Here is a 22234-nt window from a genome sequence, read left to right as displayed (position 1 = left end):
CAGCCCTACGACGAGACGAAGGCCTTCGCAACTCCGCTATCGGAAGATCAACCTGCCGCAGTGGCTTGACGCTTATCCGCGTGGGATGTCTTGTCCGCGGCGACCGCGTCCGGGCGGGTACGGGGTCGGCCCGCCGGGCCGCGAACCTTGATCTTGTCCACGACGGCGACGAACTGCGGATTGTCCGCGCTCTGCCCCGGCGTGACCACGAAGGACAGCGGGCGACAGCGCCGCTCGGCCGCGAGATGGGTCTTCGTGGTCAGCCCGCCCCGCGAACGTCCCAGCGCGGCCGCCTTGAGCCGCGCCCGACGGCGGCGACGCACGCGACGCTTGCCCTCTCGCTCGGCCTCGTCCGCAGCATCGCCCAGGTCGGCTACCGGCCCGGTTTGTCCCTTCGGAGCATCCCCTTTTCCTCCGCGACGGCCTTCTCCAACTCCTCCAACAACTCCGCGTCCACGACCATCCCGGCCGCGTGGTGGTGCGCTCGGGCGACGGTGGAGTCCACGCTGACCAGCGACAAGTCGACCTGGCCGCGCGCGGCGGCCTCGGCGATCATCCCGTCCATCAGGGCCTGGAACACGCCCCTGCGTGCCCAGGACTGGAACTGGCCGTAGATCGTGGACCAGTTGCCGTACCGCTCGGGCACGTCCCGCCAGGGACTGCCCACCCGGAACCGCCACATGATCGCGTCGAACTGCCGCCGCAGGTCCGGGATCGGCCCTGTCGCCGCCATCGGCAGGAATGGCTCAACCAGTTCCCACTCACCGACCGTCAGATCTCCACGGGTCATGGACTTCTTCTACCAGCCGCAGCACAACCGGAGCACCCGAACCCGCGAACTCATGATCCGAATTCAGAACAGTCCCTAGTACTGCAACGACACTCCGTGATGTCCTCGTCGCTTGAAATGGCTGGTGCGGGCTCGGGCTTGGGATTTCCTGCGCCATAGGGACCAGGCGAGAACATGCGAGACAGCGTGGCGTAATGGAGCGGCGACACGGTTGAACAGGCGCCGTGCCTCATTCATGCTGACGGGCGCCAGGAGGTGTGCCGGCCGGGTGTCGGCAGCCCCTTTTTTGCCTCTCCTCGAAGGACAGCGAGGAAGGCGAGTGCGGCCATGGACAAGGTGATGTGCCGATACCAGGCGGTGTAGTCGCGGACCTGGTAGTGGTCGAGCCCGGTCTCGTTTTTCGCGGTCTGGAAGCATTCCTCGACCATCCACCGCGATCCTGCGATCCGGGCGAGTTCCTCGAGCGTGGTTCCCGCCGGGCCGAAGCAGATGTAGTAAGCGATGTCGGTGGGGTCGGCGGGGCTGCGACGCGCCAGCAGCCAGTGGTCCCAGCCTTCGCGCCGCCATGGGCGGATCGGGGCGGCGGTCCAGTCGTACTCGCGTGGGCCGTGGGCACCGTCACCGCAGCTCAGGCGCGTCCAGGCCTCGTCGGGGAGCCCGCTGACCAGTTCATGCGCGCGGGCCTGTCCGAAGAATTCCATGGTCATGACCATCTGGGATTTCGGGACGGCGAGTACCTGGGGAATGTCGTGCTCCTCCAGCCACAGCCGGATACGCCCGACCTGACCGTAGAGTTCGTCCGCGGTCACCCAGCCGAACGGGACTCCGGCCGCGACGGCGCGTTTCAGCATCCGCAGGCCCAGGTCCGGCTTGGTGGCGAACTCGACATCGTCGTCGATGCCGGCCGCCCGGCAACGCTCGCGGTCGGAAGTCCAGTCCTTCGGCAAGTACAACTCGCGGTCGATCAGGGCCCGCCCCCGTTCTGATCCGTAGGCCAGAAAGACCGCCACCTGGGAGTTCTCGATCCGCCCTGCTGTTCCGGAGTACTGTCTGGCCACGCCCGCCGACTTCACTCCCTTCTTGAGGAATCCGGTCTCGTCGAGAATGAGGACGCCGCGGTCGGGATCCCCGAGATGCTCCACGACGACGTCGCGGACGTCGTCACGCACCGCGTCGGCGTCCCACAGGTAGTGGTTCAACAGGCGCTGCATCCCCTGAGGACCGCTGTCGCCGACGGCCTCGGCCAGCGTCCAGCCGTTCTTCCGCTCCGACTCGCTCAGAAGTCCCCGCAGGTAGGACACCATGCGCCGCCGGGGTTCCACGCGCCCGAACCGGCCAGCGAACCGGGACACGAAGTCTCCGAACAGATCTGACCAACCATCAGCTATGTCTTCCAGCACGCAACACACAACGAGCGGAGACGCATCAAGTCACGGAGTGTCGTTGCAGTACTAGGCCGAGGGAGACTTGGACGGACGTCAGCGCCGCTCGATCAGGGTCTTAGCGATCCCGGCGAACGCGGAGGCCTGCCACAGATGGGCATGTTCGTTGCGCCCCTCGCCGGCGAGGATAGTGCGAGCCACCCGTTCAGCCTCGACCGGATCCTGCCGTGCGATCACCGTGGCGACCTGCGCCAGCGCATAGGCCTTCCAATAGCTGTGGCCGATGTCGTTGGCCAGCCGTTCCGCCTCGGCCGGGTCGGTCCTCGCCACCACCATCGCGATCCGGGCCTTCACCGGAGTGGTCTCGTTGGCGTGCTTGATGGTTCCGGCCAGCTCAAGCGCACCGACCGGATCGTGTTCGGCCATCATCACGGCGATTTCGTCCAAGGCGGCGGCCTGCAAATCGGCGCGAGTTTCCTTGCGGGCCAGGGCGACGGCCTGGGCGAAAGCCAGGTCGGCGTGGACATAGCCCCGGCCTTTCATGTAGGCGGCGATCTTCCCCCGCACCTTCGCGGCGGCGGCGGGGGAGGTGATGCGTCTAGCCAAAAGCTCAACTGGCTCGGGAATGGACGCCGCCCACGCTATGCCGATCGACGCGAGCACATAGTCCGGTGCCCCGATCGTGGCAGCCAGCTGTTCCGCATCGGCTGGATCGAACTGAGCCATCGCCTCGACGATCTTGTTTAGCGAGTCGGTCCGCTTGTAGGACTCCATCGTTTGGGCCACAGCCACGGCTTCGGCGAGGATCCGACGCGCGCCGGCGCGGTCGCGGTCGGCGATCACCTTGGCGATGCCCGTCAGGGCGACGGTTCGCGACAGGGCGCTTTCGATGGCGGCGGCGGCCTGCTCGGCTTCGGCGGACAACCGCTCGAACTCGGCGATATTCCGAGGCGCCACCACGACGGCGATCGCGCTCAGCGCGATGGGCCGCTTGCCCGGCTCGGTCAGGAGGTTGGTCAGGTTCTCGGCCAAGGCGAGATTGTAGGCGGCAACCACCTCGGCCATCTTAGCTATCGCAGTATCCTTCAATACCGGGTAGGTGATGGTTGCGGCGAGCCGCAAGGCCTCAGCGGGATCGTAGAGGGCGATCACCTCGGCGATCTCCGTGACGATCAAGAATTTCTTGACCTGGTCGCTAGAGGTCCGTCGGGTCAGGTTTTCGGCCTCGCAGAGCAGCAACGCGGCGCGATCGGTGGAGGGTTGCATCCCCCGATGCTAGCGATCTGACAGTGCGTTACAACACTCCCAGTCGGCGGGCGAGAGCGGTGGCCAGCTCGTGCGCGCGGGCGATATCGGCGAGCAGGTCCTGGGGAAGGCCGCCCTGGCGCGCACGAGTCAGCGCGTCGCAGATGTAGGTGATAAGGCTATTGCAGCCGCCGCCCCGGGAGACTCGCTCCTCGGTGCCCGCTGCCTGTTCGCCGGCGAAAGACAGGACGGCGGCGATGTGGGAGTCGAGGGGCTCGGCGCGGCGGCGGCAATCGGCGAGAAGGTCGACGAGGTGCGGAATGTCGGACGAGGTCATCGGTCGGCTCCTGGGGTTGGCGGTTACCCGGAAACGAAGTCTGAGTATCACGCATGGCACACATCGGTTTGAAGCGAGTGGTCGTGGACGCGATGCGCGTACCCCGGCGGGCAGGAGTAGTACGGACAGCCGGGAGCTGTGCCCATCACTGCTGGCAAGACCCGCGGACGGTGATATCCGCGCCGTCCACCAAGCCTGGGCTCGGCCTGCGACGACCTGGCAGCCTGGCCCCGCCAGAACGTCGAAAGTCGAGTGCACACCTTCGAGGGGCGGTCCCATCAAGACCGCCCCTGACCCGCAACCCGCCCACTACACTCACCACGCGAGCCTCTGAGCAGGTAAAACACCGAAGTCCTGCTGGAGTACTAGCCGCGGTAGGCGGGGAGGCCGGTGACGGTGGACACCTGTACCGGCGCGCCGCCGCCGATGGCGACGGTGTCGATGCCGGCGGGGGTGCGGAAGGCGACGGTGCGGCCGTCGGGGGACCATGTCGGCTCGGTGGCGTCCTGGGGGAAGCCGAAGCTGAGGTCCGTGGCTGTGCTGTTCGGCCGGACGGACTGTTCGAAGACGTGGTCCACGCCGGCGACCGAGCGCACGAAGACGACCTCGTCGCCGCTGGGTGACATGGCCGGCTCGGACCCCTGGCCAAGCGCGGTGGTGACGGTCCGCAGCAGACTGTCGCGGATGTAGACCTCGCCCGTGCCGGCGTTGGCGAACGCGGTGGACCGGCCGCGGCCGCTGGGCCAGGCGTTGCCGGTCGGCGGCAGATACGGGCCGCCGCTGGAGCCGAATTTGCCGTCGGTCGGGGTGTCGAGCGTCGGCTTGCCGTCGACTCCGGTCGCGGAGACGAACGCCACCCGGGAGACGCCGTCGATGGAGTCGGCGAAGAAGATGTTCTGTCCGGCGGGGTTGTAGTAGCCGATCGGCCGGATCGGGGTGACCACCCAGGTGGGGTGGGACCAGGCCTGGCCACCGGGGTTCACCGCGATGGTGACGCGGTCGCTGCCGTCCGGGTTGCTGACGTCGAGGTTGCCCGAGCCGTCGACGAAGACGGCCTTGCTTCCGCTGGGGCTCCAGGCCAGGTCACGGACGGCGGTGCCGAAGTCGACCGAGGTCCCGTTCATGAGCACGTGGTTTGTGCCATCGCTGATGGTCAGTCCGTTGCCCCCGGTGCCGTTCACGACCGAGACCGGCGCAGCCTTCGCGGACGCGGAGGGGGACCCGGAGGGCGAGGCGGGGCCGCCCGCCAAGCGGGCGGGGGACTTGGCGCCGCAGCCGGTCAGCAGCAGGGCGGTGCCGGCGGCGGCGAGGGCGAGGGCGGTGCTGGTTCTGTGGTGGCCAGCGTGCATGACGGTTCCCCCAGGAGCGGACGAGCGGTGGCAGAGTCGCCTGGATCCGATGCTGGCAGGGCAACGTTCCTGCGCTGTCCGGGAGTTGTCACAGAATCGCCACACGGCCCGGCCGTCAGTGCGGGAGTCCGACCGTCCGGTACGGGGCCAGCGCCCGGAGGAAGTCCGCCGCGTTGAAGATCGCCGGCCGAGACCACGCCCGTGGTGCGCGTCCGCCCGGCGAGCACGCGCTGGACCGCCTCCACCACCAGCGGTGCGGTCACCGGGTAGATGTCCTGGCCACGGGCGGTGGCGCGGCGCTCGACGCCGCCCGCGCGGACCAGGACGTCGACGACGAACGTCTGGTCCGACCGCCCCAGGGCGTCGACCCGCCTCGGGTGACGGGGTGTCCTCGGCGGCCAGGTCCCTGGCGGCCTCGACGGTCATGTAGGTGACGACCTCGGGCACGGCTACGTGGCTGGGCACAGTGACGACATCGCCGATGGGCCCGGGAACCATGGCTGCGCAGGCGCGCTCAACATGCCCCCTATTGCTGTGATCGCGACAACTGCCAGAGCTCCTTGACGGCCCTGATGGCGGATTGCGAAGCGGAATCAGGTCCTGCCGGGTTCGACCAGCAGGAACCGGCGAGGCCCGGAACGGTAAAGCAGGGCGTCCCATCCGGCCTGCCCCAACGCATCGGCCGCCGCGCGCAGGTCTGCCTCGCCAGCGTCGACCGGACGGTGGCCGCGCTGGTAGCCCCAGCTCACCCGGACGCCGCCACGATCCGCTCCCTCCACCACGGCGCCGGCTTCGACGACCTGGTCGCCGTCGACCGCGCGGATTGGGACTCCGGCCGCCTCGAGCGCGAGCGCCACCGCCCGAACCGACTGCGCGCGTTCCCACGGCGCGGGCAAGTCAGCGTGGTCGGGCTGGACCAGGCGCCGGATCTGCAGCAGCGACTCCCAGGCCTGGGCCACCTGATGGGCGCGGTGGGCACCTGAGGTGTCTTGGGGCTGATGTCCGGTGCGAACGGTGAAGCCGTCGCCACCGGCGGTCGCGCCCGAGGGTTCAGGAGAGGGGGGACGCATCGTGGTCGCGACCGTCGCGGGGATCCGGCGGGCGGCCGCGCCCCCAGACGGCCTTGAGTTCGCCCATCATCAGGCTCATGAGTCCGTCGACATCTGCCTCGGGCAGCGAGGTCATCACCGACTTCGCGGTCTCGCGCTGGCCGGACTCGACGAAGCACCAGTGGCCTGTTGCGTCGAGCCACACGTCGAAGTCCCGGTCGGCGTGCGAGAAGCGGACCGTGACGCAGTCCTCGACGGTGACGAGCTCGCCGTGGAGACGCTGCGCGAGTTCGTCGTGCGCGCAGCAGGTGGGCTCGACGGTGGCGTAGTCGATTGCGAGGACGGAGGTGAGAGGGCCGGCGTACTTCTCGCCGTCGGTGCCGTCGAAGGCGAAGGCGTCCGGCCAGGCCACGGGTTCGCCTTTGCCCTCTGGCGGGGTGAGATGGATGGGGCCGACGCGGAAGGTGTCGCGCTGGGCGGCGTGCCAGCCGTCGGCCAGCAGTACCGCGCGGACCTGCTCCCACCCCACCCGCGTCATGACCTTCCCTCTCGTCGGTTCTGCTTGGCCCGGGCGGCCTTCTCGGCCTTGGCCCGCTCCTCGGCCAGGCGCTGGACCTCGTGGGCACGCTCGGTGCGGCGGGCCCGCTCGATCTGCTCCTCGGTCGGGAGATCGGGTTCAGGTTCCCGCATCGTGTACGGCTCGGGGGTGTACTCGACGAAATGCTTCACGACGTGCCTGCTTTGACCGCCTCGCGGCGTACCGTACTTGCGGCGCAGATCGTCGTGGTTTGCCTCGACGATCTGCGCGGCGTAGCTGGGGTTGGCGCGTGGGGCGTCGCGGTGGTCCTCACCGGTCATGTGAAACACGCTGGAGGTCTTGCGGCACTGCGGGCAGGAGCCGGAGTCGTCGCGCAGCCACCCGTCCTCGCAGGCCGGGGACGAGCAGTCGTTTGGAGCCAGCAGGTCCCAGGCGATCTGGTCGCCGCGCTGGACGAGCTCGGGTCCGGTGAGGTTGGAGAACAGCTTGTACCAGCGGCGCTCGATCCGCTCGCGCAGTTCCACGGCGGTGCGGTACTGCAGCTGCTGGTCAACCAGGCGGAATACGTTGTTCGGCACGCCGCCGTGCTGCCTCAGCGCTTCTGTCAGCGGGCCGGGCATCGCCTGTAGCACCCACACGGCCGGCAACTGTCCGGGGCTTTGGAACGGCACCGTCACGACTCCTCCTGCTGGCGTTCGGCGAGCTCGGCCCGGGCCCGCCTCATCGCGCGGGCGTACGCGACGGCGCGTTCCTGGTTGTGATCGGGCTCCGGGTCGGTCATTGCCGCGTCGAGCGCGGACTGGGCTGTGCTCAGCGCGGCTTCCAACGCCAGCCGGTGCCCGCGGGCCAGATGCTGGGCCTGTTTCCGGGCGACCACCTGCAGCTGGCGAATCCTGCTCGGCGGGGTGTGGGCGGCGAGATCCCGCAAGACCGTGACGGCGTTGAGGCGCACGGACGTCGCCCACGCCCCGCTGGACGCCTCCACGGTCAGCGTGCCGCTCCCGGCGTCGAAGCGGATTACCTTCACGTGGCGGGCGATGTCTTGCCCTACCGCCTGTTCCCAGGCGGTGCGGGCCAGCTGCGCGGGGCTGCCGCCCTTGGCCTGCAACAGGTCGAACCCGTCGGACAGGGCCACAGCTAGGTCGATCGGTGGCCCTGGTCGTCCACGTCGCCGCGGGGCTTGAACGGTCGGCCGCTCGACCGTGTGGCGCGCCCGACCAGCGTGCTCCTTGAACGAGCGCAGCGTCACCTTGGCCAGGTCGACGCCGGACAGTTCAGCGTGGTCGTGCATCCGCGTCGCCTTTCCTCAGCTCGGAGCCATGTCGGTGAACCGGGCATAGTGCGGCTGGAACGCGACGGTGATGGTCGCTGTCGGCCCCTCCCGGTGCTTGGCCACGATCAGGTCGGCCTCGCCGGCCCGCGGCGAATCCCGTTCGTAGGGGTCGTCGCGGTGCAACAGGATCACCAGGTCGGCGTTCTCCTCCAACGTTCCGGAATCACGAAGGTCACTGAGCATCGGGCGCTTGTCGGCGCGGTTCTCGGGGCTGCGGTTCAGCTCGGACAGCGCCAACACCGGAACGTTCAGTTCCTTGGCAAGGAGCTTCAGGCAGCGGGAAATCTCCGACACCTCTTCGTACCGGGAAGCGAACGGACGCGTGCCGTAGGTCAGCATCTGCAGCTGGTCGATCACGATCAGGCGGACGTCGTGCTGATCCACCAGCCGGCGGGACTGCGCGCGGATGTCCGTGAACGTCGCATGCCCCGAGTCCTGCACGAACAGCGGGCTGTCGTTCAGGACCTGGATCCGCCGCGCGAGCCGCCTCGAGTCCTCATCGGTCATGGCGCCGGTGCGCATGTGGTGCAGCGCTACCCGGGATTCCGCTGCCAGGATGCGCATGGCGACATCGTTGCGGCCGGACTCCAAAGTGAAGAGCACGGTGGGGAACTTGTGCTTGATCGCGGCCAACCGGATCCAGTCCAAGGCCAGCATCGACTTCCCCACAGCCGGCCTCGAGGCGAGGACCACGAGCTGCCCCGGGTGAAACCCGTTGGTCAGCGTGTCCAGGTCCGCGAAGCCGGTCGGGATCCCGGACATCGCGCCCCTGCGGGAGCCGATCGACTCCAGCTCATCCAGGGCTCCTTCCATCAGATCCGCCAGCAGGACCGCCGGCTCGCCGATGTGCAGCCGCTTTGACGTGCGCGAGAACAGCGACTGCGCCAGATCCACCACGTCATCCACGCACCCGGCATCGGCCTCATCGACCGCGTCGGCAACCTGCTGGGCGGCCGCGCGCAGTTCACGCAGCCGGGCGGCGGAGCGAACCCGCTCCGCCAACACCGTGGCCTTCGGCGCGCCCTTGGCCGCGGCCGTCAACTCGGCCAGACTGCCACCCGCCTTGGCCTGCCTCCGGCGGGCCAGCTCCGCCCCGACCGTGACGGCGTCGACGGCCTTCAGGTCCCCATACAGCGACACGATCACGTCGAAGATCAGACCGTGGCCCCGCTCGGCGAAGTCCTCACCGTCCACGATGCCCAGCACGTCGGCCAGCGCGTCCTTCGAGGCCAGCAGCCTGCCGAGCAAAGACCGCTCCGCCTTCAGATCACCGTCGGCGGCTGAACTCTGGATGTCCCTGCCCTCACCCATGCTGGACATCCCCCTGCTCCCATGAGGCCGTGTCCGGGAAGCGTACCTCCGCCTCGCTGGGCATCCTCTGACTCTCCAGAACTCCTCCGAGCGGTGGGGCCAGCGCAGGCCGGAAGTGGGCGTGCCCGTTTTGCCCTGGAGCCACGTCAAGCCGGAAGAGTGGGACCGACTGCGCCGATAACGCCACCACCGTGCCGTTGATGTCGTCGGGGCCATCCCCGCGGGCGCGGGAAGCAGAACCAGGACAGCTACCGATGCGATGTGGCCATGGGGCCATCCCCGCGGGCGCGAGGAGCAGGTTCCAGCCGCCCGCATCGGTCAGCCGGTTGAGGGGCCATCCCCGCGCTCGCGGGGGTGTTCCGCGCGAGGGCGGCTACCTGATCGAGGAGCACAACTCGGCCCCGCGCTACCGCTCCGAGGCGGGGGAGGCCGGGACCGCGAGGTCGGCTGAGTTCACGGTGTTCCGGTTCGGGCGGCAGATCGACGTCCGAGCGATCCGCAGCACGGACTTCACCGGCGGCAGCCCCGTCACCGACCGGCACGTCGCCGCCTACATCGCCAAGCACGAGACGGGATCACCGTCCACCACGTCAAGCGCCTCACCGACCTCAACCAATACAGTCCCTCGGCCGCACCCGGCTGGGTCGAAACGATGCGGACCAGACGACGGAAGACCCTGATCGTCTGCTCCCGCTGCCACGCCGACATCCACCAGCAGCCGAAAGCGCAGTAGCACCACTGGAGAGCCCGGATGCGGTTAACGTCGCACGTCCGGTTCGGGGACGGGCCGCGCGGAAACGACCCGATCAGGGCACCGCGCCGCGCGGCCTACTCTACGAAGCACCTGCGCAACCAGCTCAAGTCGCTTCCCTGGAGGGACATCCCGCTCCAGGGCCGCACCCGCGACAAGGGCCATGGACGCTCCGAGATCCGCCGGATCAAGGCCTGCACCGTGAGCAACCTCCTGTTCCCCGGCGCCCGGCAAGCCATCCAGCTCAAACGGCGGCGAACCGACCGCAAGACCGGGAGGACGACCATCAAGACGATCTACGCCGTCACCAGCCTCGCCACCGAGCGGGCCGCCCTGGCCGTCCTCGCCCGACTGATCCGCGACCACTGGAGCATCGAGGCCCTGCACCACGTCCGCGACACCACCTTCACCGAGGACGCCTCCCAGCTGCGGACCGGCAACGCGCCGCGAGCGATGGCCACCTGGCGTAACCTCGCCGTCGGCGCCCTGCGATTGAGCGGCGTGACGAACATCGCCGCCGGGCTCCACCACAGCGCGCGCGACCCTCGACGGCCACTCGCGCTCCTCGGCCTCGCGTGATCACAAGACGGGCAGTGCATCCGCTGAAGCCCTGCGATCAAACCGCCAGGCCGTGACGCCGATCAAGGCTCGTCGGGCCAGACCCAGGACTCTTCATCGTCCACCCGCAGTGCGCACATCAGGTCCGTGTTGAAATGTCCGTCAAGCCAGGACTGTAGCCACTGCCGGAAGGTGAGGTCCAGCTTGTGCCGTTCGCCCTGGTCCCACCACCACATCCTCCCCTGAGGTTCCCGGCAGTCGAGTAGCACCCAGGTGGCGCAGCCGAAGTCACAAAGGAAGAACACCCCGCGCGGCGGAGGCGGCGGCACGCCGGGCTCCAGCTCCGCCTCGTGATAGGCGAGGTAGTTGCTGACCGTGGACCAGTTGTCTTCAGATACCCCGTCCATGCCCGCTCGGGGGCCCACCCCGCCGTCGGCGATCTCGGTATAGAGGCGTCGCAGCAACGCCGGCATCTCGTAGCCCAATGCCTGTTCAGCCGCATGGACCGCTGCCCGGGTAGCTGGCGCCGGCGGCTGTCCGCCGCCCGGGAGGTCGGTCCAGCGTCCCGTCGATCCTCGGGACCTGACCGCCGCCAACAGCTCGTCGTCTGTCACGGCTTAGATTCTCGCAGGGCAGACCGATCAGGGGTCACCCGCCCCTGCCCTCGCGTGATCACAAAACGGACGTCAGCCGACTACGCCGAAGCCCTGCGTCCACGCCGACATGACTATCAAGGAGCAGGCACTGGCCCTCACCACACCGGTCACCGCCAGGCCGGGCCGATACCGGCCCACCGACAATGTCCTCGCGTTCCTCGACCGCCTGTGACTATGACGAGACGCCTCGGGCCGACAAATCCCTTGCCCTCCACGACGGCGACCTGAACACTCCCGTTCATGGTCACAACCGCCCGTGGTCTCGTGCTCGACCACTTCCAATGGATCAACGGCCACGCGGATGTCTGGGCGATCTTCCGCGACCCCGAGGCATTGGCTGCAGTGGTCCGCGGCCTCGTCGAGCCGTTTCGTGACGAGCAGATCACTGCGATCTGCGGGATCGAGTCCCGAGGGTTCCTTCTCGGCGCCGCCGCGGCCGTTGAGCTCGGCGTCGGATTCGTCCCGGTGAGGAAGGGCGACGGCCTCTTCCCAGGCGCCAAAGTCACACGCCGGACAGACCCGGATTACCGGAGCCTTCGCCACACCCTGAGGCTCCAGCGGCCTTCCCTGGGTCCAGGCGACCGAGTCCTACTGGTCGACGACTGGATCGAGACCGGGAGCCAGGCTCTCGCCGTCAAGGCCATGATCGAGGAATGCAGGGCGAGTTGGGCCGGCTGCAGCGTGATCGTTGATCAACTCGGTGAAAAGACCAAACACCACCTCGGAACCGTCAGCGCGCTTCTCCCCGCACGCGAGCTGCCACCCTACGCACCGTCGGCATAGTCACTGTCTCGGCATAGATCGAGCTATGCCGATATCGGCATAGCTGGACGAGGTGGGGTATATCCCCTTCGAGGCCGAGGCGGCGAACCTGTTCTTCCAGCTGATCTCGAACAGATACGAACGCGCGTCCGTGATCGTCGCCTCGAACAAGCCCTTCGGCTGGACCAAGACCTTCACCGACCCGCGGCGCTGCGCGGCCATCGTCGACCGCCTGACCTTCAACGGCACCATCATCGAGTCCGGCACCGAGTCCTACCACCTCGCCCAGACCCGGGCCAAGCAGCAGGCCGGCCGATAGCAGGCCTGCGACTGCGATTCCGCACGCGGCGCCGCTTTGATCACGGGCAGGTGTCGTCACGCATGCCTGTCTGGAGACGCGGTGATGATGGGATCGGAGCCGGCGGGCAGAAGCTCAAGCACCGCATTCACGGCCTCCTCGGGGGTATCGACCTCGCAGATCACGAAGGGGCGATGCCTGCGAACTTTGAATCGTCCGTTGTGCAAGGGCTCGATCGATCCGGCCTGCACAGCCCTCCAGGCATAGGTGGTGGAACTGCTGAAGACCAGCGCGAAGTGGCTGGTGAACGGATACAGCCGACGGAGTCGTGGTTGAGCGGCAGCGACTTCCAACAGGGTGACAAGGCGCGGATACGGGCGTCCGGGTGAACGAATCTCGTGAACCGCCCATTCCCACTGCGCTTTGAGTTGAAGGGCCCTCCAACGGGCGTCGACAGTATCGGCTGGCCCGCGGCTTCGTGCTGCAACCATGTCCGGGAGGACCGGTCTCGGTGGCAGGAGCGGGTGCTGATCAGAGGTGTCGTTGTTCGCTTCCACGGACACAGTGTCGCGGCCCGAGCCTGGCATCGGCGATCAGATAGCGAAAATCACGGACAGCAGTCGTCCCGTCAGCCGGGTCCAAGCTGAGCTGGCCCCGGCTTCCGGCCAGGAGTGGCCCCCTCGGGTATTCGATCTCCCGAGGCCCGCCTGTGCGATGATCCTCGGGTGGATGGCCCTGCTCCTGGTTCTCGTCGCTCCCTGCTCGTTGCGTCGCTCACGGTCGTGGCCGCCGATGCATCGGAACAGCTGGCTTGGGTGGACCGATACCGGATGCTGACGGACGAGATCGCGCTGGACTTCGAGCACGCTTACCGAGGCGTGGCCGGCGCTGGCGAAGCTGAACTCGATCGGGAAGTCTTGTCAGATCTCAAGACGATCGACGAGATCTTCGACGGTATGAGCGGCCAAGACCAGGCGGACCGCTGGAGCGATGAGGCAGTGGCGTCCGACCCTGGATGGGCCGAGACAAGAGCTTTGGCCCGCCGGGTTCTTCAGGTACGGGTGGGCGATTGGCGCCTGCCGATGCCGAAGCTGCGCGAGTGGCCGTGATCAGGGATCATCCACTCGCGGTAGGACAGGTGCTCGCGTTCGGCTCGGTTGACGATGTCGGCGAACTGGGCCCGCATGGTCGGCAACCTGGGAACGCGGCAGGCGGTATCGATCGCGGCATCGGAGGCGGGCTCGGTCAGGGTGTGGGCACGATCTGCTTGGCGCGGACCGGTCCCGGCGCATCCGCCACCACCTCCACGATGTCCCGGTAGGCCGCCGGGAGCACGTCCGGCCCCATCCCGGGCTGCCAGTTCGGCACGCTCAGCACCCCGATGACCTGCAGCTTTGCCCCCGCATATGCCGACGCCACCCGCTCACCCACAGGCTGCCCTGCGGCATCGACCGTCACTGCGGGCATCTGCAGCGTCATCTCCGCGAGCACCTCGGCGACCGTCTCCCGCGCGATCCGCAGGCGCCCCAGTCCCTCCCGGGCCAGCTTGTTGGAGGCACGCGAGGCGGCTGCCCGGGTGCGGGTGGAGGTGCTGGAGGTCGAACTCGCTGCGGTGTCTTCCAAGTTGGAAGCCTTGACAATTGCTCAGATAGCGTCCCGCGCAGCCGTAGAGCACATGGCTTGTCACGATCCGGCGCGTGTCCCGGCGGAGGTGGCAGCGAAGCGGTAACTCCTCGACCTGGTCCTGGGCTGGCCGCATGGCCGTTTCCGCGTCAGCGGCATGGAGTTCCCGTGCGACAACAAGACCGACCCCGCCACAGGCGACGGCGGCCATGACGAGCCGGTCCTGGCGGTCCTGACACTGCTCGCAGCGCCCTACCGGTCGAAGTCGAAGACTTGATGTTGCCACGAAGGCTGCGGGCTATGGTGAGTACATGACTGACCATGGTCGCCCCGGTAAGCTTCGAGCGGTCTTCGCCCGGAATCAGGCCCAAGCTGCCCCCGTGGCCGCGCACCTGGACGACGAAGTCATCGAGATCCTGGAGCGCCACGCGCCCCCACCTGCGGTGGACGTGCTCACCGACGCCTTGTCGATGCGAGACATCACAGCACAGGCCGAGGCCGCCGTCGATGGCGCGGGCGTCATCCTCCATCTGTCCGAGGGCGACGCCCGGGCGCTCGCGAACTACCTCAACGGGCCTTTCATGGAGCCCGCACCAGGCGCGCCAGTTCTTCGGGCTTGTGTGGTGGGCGACGGCACGGGTACTGGCGAGGACCCTTCGGCGCCGCCGGTTAGTGACAGTTGAGATTCGCCACGGAACTCTGCCCGACATTGGTGCCGTAGCGTCCGAGGTATTCAACCTCAAGGGACACGATCGTGTAGAACGGCTGCTTGACGACGGAGAACGCGCAGTTCATGGGTGCGTTCACGTAGCCGCTGCACGACTTCCAGCCCGAGTCGCCGTGTCCGACGTTGGCGCCGCCCGTGAGCGGGTTGCCGCGCATAAGGTCGACTACCAAGCGGCAAGCCTGGGGCCCGGGGGTCGAGCACCCGGTGTACTTGGACTGCCCGTAGACCGCCCCGCCCGAGGTGACCTGGAAGGGTGCCTCAAGGTTGACGTTGCACCATGCCCCCACGGCATCCGTCGGGTTCATGGGGGTCACCTGCGCGCTGGCGGGGCTCAGGAGCGGGTTGAGCGCGGGGTTGAGGTGTGCCTTCCCCGATTGAGTGATGATCGTCCCGACCTGCGCGTGCAGGGTGGGTGTTGTGGGTGCGGTGGCCGCCGAGGCGCTGGCCGTTCCGGCGGCGAGGGTGGTCGCGAGGGCTGCGGCGCCCAGTGCGGTTGTGAGGCTACGGATGCGCATATTGCACTCCTTGGCTGTCGGTAACGAAGGTGCCCCGTGCACCGTCCGTGTCGACAGAGCCTCACGCTACGAGGTCGTGCACGACCGAACTATGGCCCGGGTAGGGCCTGGCGCGATTTCTGCGGCCATGGTCCGGAATTGACCTGTCCATGTCGCAATGGGCGCGATTCTGGAGATGCGCGCCTCAATCGATAGGGGTCGCGGGCGTCGGGGACCGTGTGCCGTGGCGACCGGGGGCGTCGGTGAAGCAGGCCCCGCGAGAGGCGGGCTGATCTTGTCATTGGCGGCGCCCACCGTCGAAGCGGAGTGCGTCTTCGCGTTCGTACCGGCCAGCCAGATCGACTCGCTGCGTTGCGACTCGCCGTACTACGTCGGGCTCGGCGACAAGGCCCCCGCCAAGCCCTACCTGCTCCTGCGGGACGGTGATGCGCGACTCCGGGCTCGTGGCCGTGACCAAGGTGACGATGCGGGAACGCGAGTCGCTCGCGGTGCTGCGGATCCTGGACGACGTGCTGCTCCTGCAGACCATCCGCTGGCCCGACGAGCTGCGCCCCACCGAGGGCATCAAGCGGCCAGCAGCGGCGAGGCGGTCCACAAGAACGAGATCAAGATGGTGCTGCAGCTCGCCGAGGCCAAGGGCGAGGGCGACGACCTGGACGAGGAGCGGGACGCCTACGTCGTCGCGATGCAGGAGCTGCTCTCGGCGAAGGCCGGCGGCGACCAGGTCAAGTCCGCCGCCGAGCCCGCCGTGGCCGGGGCCCCGCTCGTGGACATCATGGCGGCCCTGAAGGCGTCGATCGCGGAGACCCAAGCACAGCGCGAGGCCGCCGCCGCGCCGGCGAAGAAGACCACGGCCAAGAAGACGGCGAAGCGCAGCGCGCCGAAGCGCGCCTCGTAGCAAGGGGCTACTGCGCGCCGTCGACCGCCTCGCGGCCGGCCTTCTGCAGCGCGTAGTCGGTCTCCTTTGCGAATCCCTCGGCACGGGCCTGTTCCATGACCGGGTGCTGCCGGATCTGCACTGCGAGGCCGTCGCGCTCGGCGCGCAGGCGGGCGAGTTCCGCCCGTTCCGGGCCGTCCTCGGGCCACACCGCCCGCTCGCGCCACTGGTCCTCGCCCGGGAACATCGCCCGGCGCTCGGCGGCGACCTTGTTGCCGTAGTCCTCGGCGGCTTGCCGCGCCGCGTACAGGTCACGCTGGAGACTGATCAGCTCTTGGGGGAGGGGGAGTGCATCGGCCACGGCATGGATCGTAGGTGCGAACACTGACAGGAGCCGCTGACCGGGGCCGCCGACACGCCCGCCGCCCCGGTCGGGGCGCGCAGCAGGATCGTTGCGCGCGGCCGTCTGAGGGCCTCGGTGCCCGCGGCGTGGCAAGCTGGCGGGCATGTGCGGCCGCTACGCATCAACCCGGAAGCCCGAGGACCTGGTCGAGCTCTTCGAGGTCACCCGGTGGAACCCGACCGAGGCCCTGGCACCGTCGTGGAACGTCGCCCCGACCAACGACGTGTGGGCGGTGCTGGAGCGGGCCGATCGGGAGACCGGCGAGCTCGGCCGCGAGCTGCGGCCACTGCGCTGGGGCCTGGTCCCGTCCTGGGCAAAGGATCCATCGGTCGGATCTCGGATGATCAACGCGCGGGTGGAAACCGTGCACGACAAGCCCGCGTACCGGCGCGCCTTCGCCAAGCGTCGCTGCCTGCTTCCCGCGGACGGCTTCTACGAGTGGACGGCCGTTGCGGCCACGCAGGACCGCAAGTCCTACAAGCAGCAGCCTTGGTTCATCACTCCCGAGGACGGCGCGCCGATGGCGATGGCCGGGTTGTACGAGTGGTGGCGCGACAAGACCCGCGATGAGGACGACCCGCTTGCCTGGTGGGCCACCTGCACGATCATCTTCCCTGTCAAGTCAGCGTGTTGCTGAGAGGTCGCCTCCGCCCTCAATCCGGACGCCCGGGCCGACGTCACGCGTCGGCCGCTGTCGACGCCGGTCTGTCTGCGAGGCAGTTGATCAGTAAGCTTCCCGCTCGCGGATGCTGTGATCCGCACCCATGACTGGAGGGGTAGTGGCGGCGAACATAGGCGGGGTCATCGGCGCATCGGATCGCGATCACGCCGAGCTTGAAGCCCAGCGGTGCCGTGCCAACCTGGCAGCCGGAAACGTCGCCCACGCCGCAGCCCACCTGGGCCGAGCTCTCGCACACGATCCCTCCCTCGAGTCCGCGTACGCCTGCCTCGGCGAACTCGCCGACGCTGCGGGATCGCCCGCGGCGGCGCGGGAGCTCTTCAAAGGCGACGGCACCTCCGTCGCTCCTGGGAACGCTGCCGCGATCATTGCGCTGCTCGCCGGGGAGGGTGAGGTGTCCAAGGCGGTGGAGCTGCTCGGCAGCCTGGTTGCCGCCGCCCCAGCCAAGCCCTGGGCCGCGGCCCCGTGGTTCAGCCCGGACCTGGCGCTCTCGCTCCCCGAGATCTCCATCGGCCGTGCCGTGACGGCGATCTGGCAGGCGATTGGTAATCCCGCGCCGCCGGAGACTGCGCGGGTCCTGACGCCGTGGTTGGCGCTGGCCCGCACCGCCGCGTCGCGTCCCGGTCTCCGGCCCGACGCCCTGTGCGCCGCCTCTGCCCTGGCCCGGCGGCTCGGTGCGCACCAGGACGCGATCGAGTGGTGCCAGAAAGCCGAGGAACGCGAGAAGCGGTCCAGCGGCGGGGTGTCGCAGCACACGCTGATCATGCTCGGCTACGCCTACCGCGACAGCGGACAGCCCGAACTGACGATCCAGGCCTGGACCCGGGCCAGCCAGTTGAACCCTGCCAACGCCGATCTCCTGCTCGACCTTGCGGACATCACGTTCGACCAAGGTGACTTCGCCCTGTCGCTGCGCTGGGCCGAGCGCGCGGCGGCGCGCAACGCTTCCTCGCCGAAGGCGCAAGCCGCGCTCCTGGCGGCCCGGTTCCGTGCGGGCAGCAACCCGGTCGATCTCGTCGCGGACGTCTCACCCCTGATAGAACTCGCCGATCTGTCCGCGGCGCACCCTCAAGCGTCGTATATCCGCCAGTGCCTTTCGCGGGCATGCAACGGAGCGCCTTGGCTCATGACCGTTCCACCGCCGACCGAGGCGATCTGCGCAAGCTACGGGGAACTGACGCGGATTGAGGAGTCGGGCTAGGGCCGGGTCGACAACGTTCGGACGTTCATGACCTCCCTTGAGGCGCCGACCGCGATGAGCCTTCACCGTGCCCGCTTCCCGCAAGCCTCGATCGAGGTGGGGCCGGTGATAGAGCCAGACCCGCGCGCCCCCGTGAAGACGGACTTCGGGCCGCCGCTGTGGAGCTACCACGGCACCGAGGCCGCCGCGACGGTGCCGCCGCCCTCACCGCAAGCCCTCGAGCTCGTCCACGACATCGCCAAGGGGATCTGGGCCGATCCGCTGGTCGCCTACGATCAGGCGGCCGGCTTCGGAGCACTGGATTCCGCCGATTTCCTCGGGCTGCTCGCCCACATGCCACCGCCGCTTGAGTCGTCCTGGGTGGCGATCGGGCGCAAACACCCTCTGTACTGGCAGCGGTTCGCCCAGACCTGGGTGTGCGTCGGGATCCTGCACCACCGACCCGACGAGCCATGGCCCCAGTCCGCCCGGCGCACGCTCCTGCTTCGCCTGCTTTTCGGGCCGGAAGACTGGACCGTCGAGGCGGCGGCGTTCGCCCTGTGCGTCAGCGCTTGGCGCTTCCCGGCGCAGCGCGCGGAGATCGCCAAGGCCATCGGGCAGCGGTACCTGCACGCCGCCAAGGCCGTCGGTCGGAGGCCGACGCAGCTTCATGATCCGCTCTCGCGAGTCCTACTGATCTGCCCGGGCATGGACCCCAAGCTGGCGCGTCAGGCCCGAAAGGCTGTGGCCGAGCAGCGTGAGGCAGCTGGCGCGGCGGACGTCGAGCGGCGAAAGGATTCGCTGCTTCGAGGGTGGAAGCGCCGCAAGGACGGATAGGCCACGGCTGCGCGACGCGAGCCCGGCCTGCTCTGCGGGCAGTTCTGATCTTGAGTGGTGCCGGCCGAGCGAAGTCTCGCCTGGGGCCTCGTCCTGCGCCTAGCCGACGACCTGTACGTCGGCGGCTGGGCCGTGAGCGACCCGCGACTGCCGCACTACGATCTTGTCCGTCATCTCGGCGACCCGCGGCGCGCCATGTCAGCAGCCCGCAATCCCGCCCTGCCGGTCGAGGCGATGCACCGCCCGCTCGACCTTGCCGGAGTGTCCGGTCTGGAGGCCTCATGAGGTTCACCGTCCCACCGCCCCCGCTCGACCTTGCCGAGCACTTCCCGGATCTGCTCCCTCACGCGCGGTCCACCACCCTGCTCTACCCGCGTGCCGGGGCGCCGAGCCGCCAGGAGAGTTCACTTGGAGGCCCGTTGCTGTGGCCTGCGAACGAGCCATGGCCGATGTGCTCCGCCTCCGGCCACTGCGCGATGGCATACGGTTCCGCAGTGGTGGGGCCGGCCCCGGTGGCCGCGGTGCCGGTACTGCAACTGTTCGCCCGGGACGTTCCGGCTCTGATCTTCCCCGTCGGCAGAGACGTGCTACAGGTGCTCTGGTGTCCCCTGGTGCACGACGAGGGTGACCAGTGGTGCCCAGTTCCCATGATCAGGTGGCGCTCCTCGGTAGAGACTGCCGCAGAGCCCCTGCTGGACGATGCACCGCAGCCGTACGAGTTTGACGAGGACTTTCTGCCCCGCGCGTGTTCGGTCCACCCGGCTGAGACGGTCGAGTACCCGAACTGGGACATGCCGCAAGAGCTGTCCGAGCGTGTCGGGCGGTGGAGCGAGGAGATGGAGCAGACGCTGGGCATCTCCTACTTCGACGCGTTCAGCACCTCCCAGAGCAAGGTCGGCGGTTATCCGGGCTGGACCCAGTCCCCGCAGTGGCCCGACTGTGCCTGCGGAGAGCGCATGGAGCACCTTGTGACCGTCTCGGCCAGCGAGTCCTGCGGGCGCTGGCTTCCGGTCGAGGAGCGAACCGGTCCCGGATCCGGATGGGACCACGGCACCGCGCCGGAGGACAACAGCCACGGCATGGATATGGGTGACATGGGCGGCGTCTACATCTTCGTCTGCCGCAGCTGCCCTGGCTGGCCCACAGCTCATCGCTACGACTGCTGAAACCCGGAGGCCTTGGGGTTGCTCGCCGACGTTCCGCTTTGTCCTGGGTGTTGCGCGACATTGTAGGTGAGGACGAGGGCGATGTCCCCGGCGTCGACGAAGCGGTGTTATGAGGCCCCTGCGGCCTTCAGGTCGCAGGGGCCGTGGTGAACATGGTGTCGGCGTCAAACTCGTCATGTCGCTGGTGGGTCGCGTCACCCGTGGCTGTATGCCCAACCGGGTGGCAGCAAATTGGACCGTGGGACTCGTTGTTCTGGGGTTACTGACCTTCGAGGCGTGATGTCGTCGGGGGCTGACGGAGGGTAATCGTCGCGGTATGCCGGTTGTATGAGGTATCCGCAGGGTGGTGGGCTGACGCCTGAACGTCAGGTGTTCCGCGAGCGGATCCGGATGGAGGCCGCCGAGCGGTTCGCCGCAGGGGCCTCCAACGGGGAGGTCGCCAGGGACTTACGGGTGAGTGTGCGCTCGGTTCAACGGTGGCACCGGGCCTGGCAGGATGCCGGACCCGAGGGGCTGCGGTCGGCGGGGCCGGTCTCCATGCCGAAGCTGAGCGACGCGTTGTTCGCGGTGCTGGAGGTCGAGCTGGACAAAGGTGCGGTTGCGCACGGCTGGCCGGACCAGACCTGGACCCTGGCCCGGATCAAAACACTGATCGGGCGGCGCTTCCACAAGTCGTTCACGCTCTCGGGCGTCTCGCAAATGCTGCGCCGTCATGGGTGGAGCCATCAGGTCCCGGCCCGGCGCGCGGTCGAGCGGGACGAAGCAGCCGTGGCCGGCTGGGTGAAGGAGACCTGGCTCTCCGTGGAAGCACCGCGGCGGCGCTCGACGCCTACCTCGTCTTCGAGGACGAGGCCGGCTTCTCGATGACGCCGCCCACCGCCCGCACCTGGTCCCGCCGCGGCCATACCCCGATCATCCGCGTCCGCGGCCGCTCCCAGCGCCGCATCTCCATCGCGGCCCTGACCTGCTACAAGACAGGCGAACGTTCCCGACTCATCTACCGGCCACTCGTCCACCCGGACCACAAGACCGGAGGACGCCGCAGCTTCGCCTGGACCGACTACCGCGACCTGCTCACCGTCGCCCACCGCCAACTCGGCGAACCGATTGTGCTGGTCTGGGACAACCTCAACGTCCACCGCGATCGCCGCCTGCGCGAGTTCATCGACGCCCAGGACTGGATCACCGTCCACTGGCTCCCGCCCTACGCACCCCAGCTCAACCCAGTCGAGGGGATCTGGTCGTTGCTCCGCCGCCGATGTCAGGCCAACAGAGCGTTCACCGACCCCGCTCACCTGATGCGTGCCCTGAAGCGGGGCTTGCGTGAGGTCCAGTACCGGCCCGACCTTATCGACGGATGCCTCACCGGAACCGGCCTCGCCCCGGCTGCCTAATCGCAGAACGGGTCCTCTCCCGTGATCTCGGTCGCGATCGCGTGCAGGCCCCACTGTTCGACGCTACCGTCCACGAACCCCGTCAGGAACTGGACGATGCCACCGTCGTAGTGCCACCAGCTGCCGCCTCGGGTGGCGACCGTGACAGTCCACTGGGCGGGAGTCCCGTTCGTGGACCACAGGAAGTAGTCCCCCCAGTCCGTCGCACCCCAGGGGAGAAGACCGCCAGGCGCTGGGAAGGGTCGCACTGGGGGATCTCCGTGAGCGTCCTCGCACCAGTCTCCGATGATCTCAAGCTCGTCGAGCGTCGCCCGCACCCACGCCTGCTCGCGTCCCGGCAGCGGGGAGGTGACGGCCAGGGAGTCCCCAATGGTCAAAACGGGGAAGTGCTCGGCGAGGAGCATGAAGTCCGGGGGCAGGGCCGTGCCCAGGCCCCCCTCCATGACCGACCAGTCAACTACAGCCGGCGTGGGG

Annotated in this window: 28 protein-coding genes and 5 pseudogenes; 15 read left to right on the top strand and 18 right to left on the bottom strand. The window is 68.5% G+C overall.

Features of this window, described 5'->3' with window-relative positions:
- Window positions 1–47: 47 nt before the first annotated feature.
- The 12 genes and pseudogenes from ABH931_RS37045 to dnaB form a co-directional block, all read right to left on the bottom strand.
- A complete protein-coding gene (locus ABH931_RS37045) occupies window positions 48–323 on the bottom strand; it encodes a hypothetical protein (protein ID WP_370123749.1) in 276 nt (91 codons plus the stop codon).
- A gap of 50 nt (window positions 324–373) precedes the next feature.
- Window positions 374–790: a transposase gene (locus ABH931_RS37040; protein WP_370123746.1), complete on the bottom strand. Its 417-nt coding sequence runs from the start codon at window positions 788–790 to the stop codon at window positions 374–376.
- A gap of 75 nt (window positions 791–865) precedes the next feature.
- A pseudogene (locus tag ABH931_RS37035) lies at window positions 866–2094 on the bottom strand (IS701 family transposase).
- A gap of 174 nt (window positions 2095–2268) precedes the next feature.
- A complete protein-coding gene (locus ABH931_RS37030) occupies window positions 2269–3438 on the bottom strand; it encodes a hypothetical protein (RefSeq protein WP_370123743.1) in 1170 nt (389 codons plus the stop codon).
- 28 nt (window positions 3439–3466) lie between these two features.
- A complete protein-coding gene (locus ABH931_RS37025; protein ID WP_370123740.1) occupies window positions 3467–3754 on the bottom strand; it encodes a hypothetical protein in 288 nt (95 codons plus the stop codon).
- 365 nt (window positions 3755–4119) lie between these two features.
- A complete protein-coding gene (locus ABH931_RS37020) occupies window positions 4120–5103 on the bottom strand; it encodes a hypothetical protein (protein ID WP_370123737.1) in 984 nt (327 codons plus the stop codon).
- A gap of 115 nt (window positions 5104–5218) precedes the next feature.
- Window positions 5219–5586, bottom strand: a pseudogene (locus ABH931_RS37015) (saccharopine dehydrogenase); the annotation flags it as partial.
- Window positions 5587–5696: 110 nt separating this feature from the next.
- The gene (locus ABH931_RS37010) at window positions 5697–6173 is read right to left on the bottom strand and encodes a hypothetical protein (RefSeq protein WP_370123734.1); all 477 of its coding nucleotides are present in this window, start codon (window positions 6171–6173) and stop codon (window positions 5697–5699) included.
- On the bottom strand, window positions 6154–6690 hold the full coding sequence (locus ABH931_RS37005) for a hypothetical protein (protein WP_370123731.1): 537 nt from the start codon (window positions 6688–6690) through the stop codon (window positions 6154–6156). The genes ABH931_RS37010 and ABH931_RS37005 overlap by 20 nt, the downstream gene beginning before the upstream one ends.
- Window positions 6687–7367 carry a hypothetical protein gene (locus ABH931_RS37000; RefSeq protein WP_370123728.1) on the bottom strand — a complete coding sequence of 227 codons (681 nt, stop codon included), beginning with the start codon at window positions 7365–7367 and terminating at the stop codon, window positions 6687–6689. The genes ABH931_RS37005 and ABH931_RS37000 overlap by 4 nt, the downstream gene beginning before the upstream one ends.
- Window positions 7364–7981, bottom strand: a complete 618-nt coding sequence (locus ABH931_RS36995; RefSeq protein ID WP_370123726.1) for a DciA family protein — start codon at window positions 7979–7981, stop codon at window positions 7364–7366. Before ABH931_RS36995 ends, ABH931_RS37000 begins: the two co-directional genes overlap by 4 nt.
- A 15-nt stretch (window positions 7982–7996) precedes the next feature.
- On the bottom strand, window positions 7997–9343 hold the full coding sequence (gene dnaB / locus ABH931_RS36990) for a replicative DNA helicase (RefSeq protein ID WP_370123723.1): 1347 nt from the start codon (window positions 9341–9343) through the stop codon (window positions 7997–7999).
- A gap of 565 nt (window positions 9344–9908) precedes the next feature.
- Here dnaB and ABH931_RS36985 point away from each other — a divergent pair.
- Window positions 9909–10067 (top strand): hypothetical protein, encoded by a 159-nt coding sequence (locus ABH931_RS36985; RefSeq protein WP_370123755.1) that lies wholly within the window; start codon window positions 9909–9911, stop codon window positions 10065–10067.
- Between the two features lie 18 nt (window positions 10068–10085).
- Window positions 10086–10664 (top strand): hypothetical protein, encoded by a 579-nt coding sequence (locus ABH931_RS36980; RefSeq protein WP_370123760.1) that lies wholly within the window; start codon window positions 10086–10088, stop codon window positions 10662–10664.
- A 62-nt stretch (window positions 10665–10726) separates the two neighbouring features.
- Here ABH931_RS36980 and ABH931_RS36975 read toward each other — a convergent pair whose 3' ends face one another.
- On the bottom strand, window positions 10727–11257 hold the full coding sequence (locus ABH931_RS36975) for an SMI1/KNR4 family protein (RefSeq protein ID WP_370123720.1): 531 nt from the start codon (window positions 11255–11257) through the stop codon (window positions 10727–10729).
- Window positions 11258–11539: 282 nt separating this feature from the next.
- Here ABH931_RS36975 and ABH931_RS36970 point away from each other — a divergent pair, with 282 nt between their 5' ends.
- Together ABH931_RS36970 and ABH931_RS36965 are read left to right on the top strand one after the other, a co-directional pair.
- Window positions 11540–12082: a phosphoribosyltransferase family protein gene (locus ABH931_RS36970; RefSeq protein ID WP_370123717.1), complete on the top strand. Its 543-nt coding sequence runs from the start codon at window positions 11540–11542 to the stop codon at window positions 12080–12082.
- 43 nt (window positions 12083–12125) lie between these two features.
- Window positions 12126–12380 (top strand): annotated as a pseudogene (locus ABH931_RS36965) (ATP-binding protein); the annotation flags it as partial.
- Window positions 12381–12436: 56 nt separating this feature from the next.
- Here ABH931_RS36965 and ABH931_RS36960 read toward each other — a convergent pair.
- Window positions 12437–12916, bottom strand: coding sequence for a DUF6193 family natural product biosynthesis protein (locus ABH931_RS36960; RefSeq protein ID WP_370123714.1), 480 nt, complete (start codon window positions 12914–12916; stop codon window positions 12437–12439).
- Window positions 12917–13141: 225 nt separating this feature from the next.
- Between ABH931_RS36960 and ABH931_RS36955 the strand changes: the two genes are divergently transcribed.
- Window positions 13142–13468: a hypothetical protein gene (locus ABH931_RS36955; protein WP_370123712.1), complete on the top strand. Its 327-nt coding sequence runs from the start codon at window positions 13142–13144 to the stop codon at window positions 13466–13468.
- A gap of 136 nt (window positions 13469–13604) precedes the next feature.
- Here the strand turns inward: ABH931_RS36955 and ABH931_RS36950 are convergent, their stop codons facing one another.
- On the bottom strand, window positions 13605–13982 hold the full coding sequence (locus ABH931_RS36950) for a hypothetical protein (RefSeq protein WP_370123709.1): 378 nt from the start codon (window positions 13980–13982) through the stop codon (window positions 13605–13607).
- 380 nt (window positions 13983–14362) lie between these two features.
- On the opposite strand from ABH931_RS36950, the gene ABH931_RS36945 reads away from it, so the two are divergent.
- Window positions 14363–14665, top strand: a complete 303-nt coding sequence (locus ABH931_RS36945) for a hypothetical protein (protein WP_370123706.1) — start codon at window positions 14363–14365, stop codon at window positions 14663–14665.
- On the opposite strand, the gene ABH931_RS36940 is transcribed toward ABH931_RS36945, so the two are convergent.
- Window positions 14652–15224, bottom strand: coding sequence for a hypothetical protein (locus ABH931_RS36940; RefSeq protein ID WP_370123703.1), 573 nt, complete (start codon window positions 15222–15224; stop codon window positions 14652–14654). The two genes, ABH931_RS36945 and ABH931_RS36940, sit on opposite strands and share 14 nt — an antisense overlap.
- A gap of 425 nt (window positions 15225–15649) precedes the next feature.
- Between ABH931_RS36940 and ABH931_RS36935 the strand changes: the two are divergent.
- Together ABH931_RS36935 and ABH931_RS36930 are read left to right on the top strand one after the other, a co-directional pair.
- Window positions 15650–15772: pseudogene (locus tag ABH931_RS36935) on the top strand (Ku protein); the annotation flags it as partial.
- 62 nt (window positions 15773–15834) lie between these two features.
- Window positions 15835–16122, top strand: a complete 288-nt coding sequence (locus ABH931_RS36930; protein WP_370123757.1) for a hypothetical protein — start codon at window positions 15835–15837, stop codon at window positions 16120–16122.
- A gap of 7 nt (window positions 16123–16129) precedes the next feature.
- On the opposite strand, the gene ABH931_RS36925 is transcribed toward ABH931_RS36930, so the two are convergent.
- Entirely contained in the window at window positions 16130–16462 is a 333-nt protein-coding gene (locus tag ABH931_RS36925; RefSeq protein WP_370123700.1) for a hypothetical protein, read from the bottom strand.
- Window positions 16463–16607: 145 nt separating this feature from the next.
- Here ABH931_RS36925 and ABH931_RS36920 point away from each other — a divergent pair.
- The 7 genes and pseudogenes from ABH931_RS36920 to ABH931_RS36890 form a co-directional block, all read left to right on the top strand.
- Window positions 16608–17114, top strand: a pseudogene (locus tag ABH931_RS36920) (SOS response-associated peptidase); the annotation flags it as partial.
- A gap of 169 nt (window positions 17115–17283) precedes the next feature.
- A complete protein-coding gene (locus ABH931_RS36915; RefSeq protein WP_370123698.1) occupies window positions 17284–18384 on the top strand; it encodes a hypothetical protein in 1101 nt (366 codons plus the stop codon).
- Between the two features lie 27 nt (window positions 18385–18411).
- Window positions 18412–19200, top strand: coding sequence for a hypothetical protein (locus tag ABH931_RS36910; RefSeq protein ID WP_370123696.1), 789 nt, complete (start codon window positions 18412–18414; stop codon window positions 19198–19200).
- Window positions 19201–19257: 57 nt separating this feature from the next.
- Window positions 19258–19485 (top strand): hypothetical protein, encoded by a 228-nt coding sequence (locus tag ABH931_RS36905; protein ID WP_370123694.1) that lies wholly within the window; start codon window positions 19258–19260, stop codon window positions 19483–19485.
- Complete coding sequence (locus ABH931_RS36900; protein ID WP_370123692.1) at window positions 19482–20366, top strand: hypothetical protein; 885 nt, start codon at window positions 19482–19484, stop codon at window positions 20364–20366. Before ABH931_RS36905 ends, ABH931_RS36900 begins: the two co-directional genes overlap by 4 nt.
- Window positions 20367–20693: 327 nt before the next feature.
- Window positions 20694–21233 (top strand): winged helix-turn-helix domain-containing protein, encoded by a 540-nt coding sequence (locus ABH931_RS36895; protein ID WP_370123689.1) that lies wholly within the window; start codon window positions 20694–20696, stop codon window positions 21231–21233.
- Window positions 21230–21760 (top strand): transposase, encoded by a 531-nt coding sequence (locus ABH931_RS36890; RefSeq protein ID WP_370123686.1) that lies wholly within the window; start codon window positions 21230–21232, stop codon window positions 21758–21760. Before ABH931_RS36895 ends, ABH931_RS36890 begins: the two co-directional genes overlap by 4 nt.
- Here ABH931_RS36890 and ABH931_RS36885 read toward each other — a convergent pair.
- Window positions 21757–22203: an SMI1/KNR4 family protein gene (locus ABH931_RS36885; protein ID WP_370123683.1), complete on the bottom strand. Its 447-nt coding sequence runs from the start codon at window positions 22201–22203 to the stop codon at window positions 21757–21759. The two genes, ABH931_RS36890 and ABH931_RS36885, sit on opposite strands and share 4 nt — an antisense overlap.
- Window positions 22204–22234 lie beyond the last annotated feature (31 nt).

Source organism: Streptacidiphilus sp. MAP12-33 (assembly GCF_041261265.1).
Taxonomy (GTDB): Bacteria; Actinomycetota; Actinomycetes; order Streptomycetales; family Streptomycetaceae; genus Streptacidiphilus.
This window is presented reverse-complemented; position numbering and strand designations above follow the sequence as displayed.

Excerpts from the sequence above, each read along its gene's own strand:
- ABH931_RS37040 (WP_370123746.1), bottom strand. The coding sequence starts at position 790 with ATGACCCGTGGAGATCTGACGGTCGGTGAGTGGGAACTGGTTGAGCCA.
- ABH931_RS37030 (WP_370123743.1), bottom strand. The coding sequence starts at position 3,438 with ATGCAACCCTCCACCGATCGCGCCGCGTTGCTGCTCTGCGAGGCCGAA.
- ABH931_RS37025 (WP_370123740.1), bottom strand. The coding sequence starts at position 3,754 with ATGACCTCGTCCGACATTCCGCACCTCGTCGACCTTCTCGCCGATTGC.
- ABH931_RS37020 (WP_370123737.1), bottom strand. The coding sequence starts at position 5,103 with ATGCACGCTGGCCACCACAGAACCAGCACCGCCCTCGCCCTCGCCGCC.
- ABH931_RS37010 (WP_370123734.1), bottom strand. The coding sequence starts at position 6,173 with ATGCGTCCCCCCTCTCCTGAACCCTCGGGCGCGACCGCCGGTGGCGAC.
- ABH931_RS37005 (WP_370123731.1), bottom strand. The coding sequence starts at position 6,690 with ATGACGCGGGTGGGGTGGGAGCAGGTCCGCGCGGTACTGCTGGCCGAC.
- ABH931_RS36995 (WP_370123726.1), bottom strand. The coding sequence starts at position 7,981 with ATGCACGACCACGCTGAACTGTCCGGCGTCGACCTGGCCAAGGTGACG.
- dnaB (WP_370123723.1), bottom strand. The coding sequence starts at position 9,343 with ATGTCCAGCATGGGTGAGGGCAGGGACATCCAGAGTTCAGCCGCCGAC.
- ABH931_RS36980 (WP_370123760.1), top strand. The coding sequence starts at position 10,086 with ATGCGGTTAACGTCGCACGTCCGGTTCGGGGACGGGCCGCGCGGAAAC.
- ABH931_RS36970 (WP_370123717.1), top strand. The coding sequence starts at position 11,540 with ATGGTCACAACCGCCCGTGGTCTCGTGCTCGACCACTTCCAATGGATC.
- ABH931_RS36940 (WP_370123703.1), bottom strand. The coding sequence starts at position 15,224 with ATGCGCATCCGTAGCCTCACAACCGCACTGGGCGCCGCAGCCCTCGCG.
- ABH931_RS36930 (WP_370123757.1), top strand. The coding sequence starts at position 15,835 with ATGGTGCTGCAGCTCGCCGAGGCCAAGGGCGAGGGCGACGACCTGGAC.
- ABH931_RS36910 (WP_370123696.1), top strand. The coding sequence starts at position 18,412 with ATGACCTCCCTTGAGGCGCCGACCGCGATGAGCCTTCACCGTGCCCGC.
- ABH931_RS36900 (WP_370123692.1), top strand. The coding sequence starts at position 19,482 with ATGAGGTTCACCGTCCCACCGCCCCCGCTCGACCTTGCCGAGCACTTC.
- ABH931_RS36895 (WP_370123689.1), top strand. The coding sequence starts at position 20,694 with ATGAGGTATCCGCAGGGTGGTGGGCTGACGCCTGAACGTCAGGTGTTC.
- ABH931_RS36890 (WP_370123686.1), top strand. The coding sequence starts at position 21,230 with ATGACGCCGCCCACCGCCCGCACCTGGTCCCGCCGCGGCCATACCCCG.
- ABH931_RS36885 (WP_370123683.1), bottom strand. The coding sequence starts at position 22,203 with ATGGAGGGGGGCCTGGGCACGGCCCTGCCCCCGGACTTCATGCTCCTC.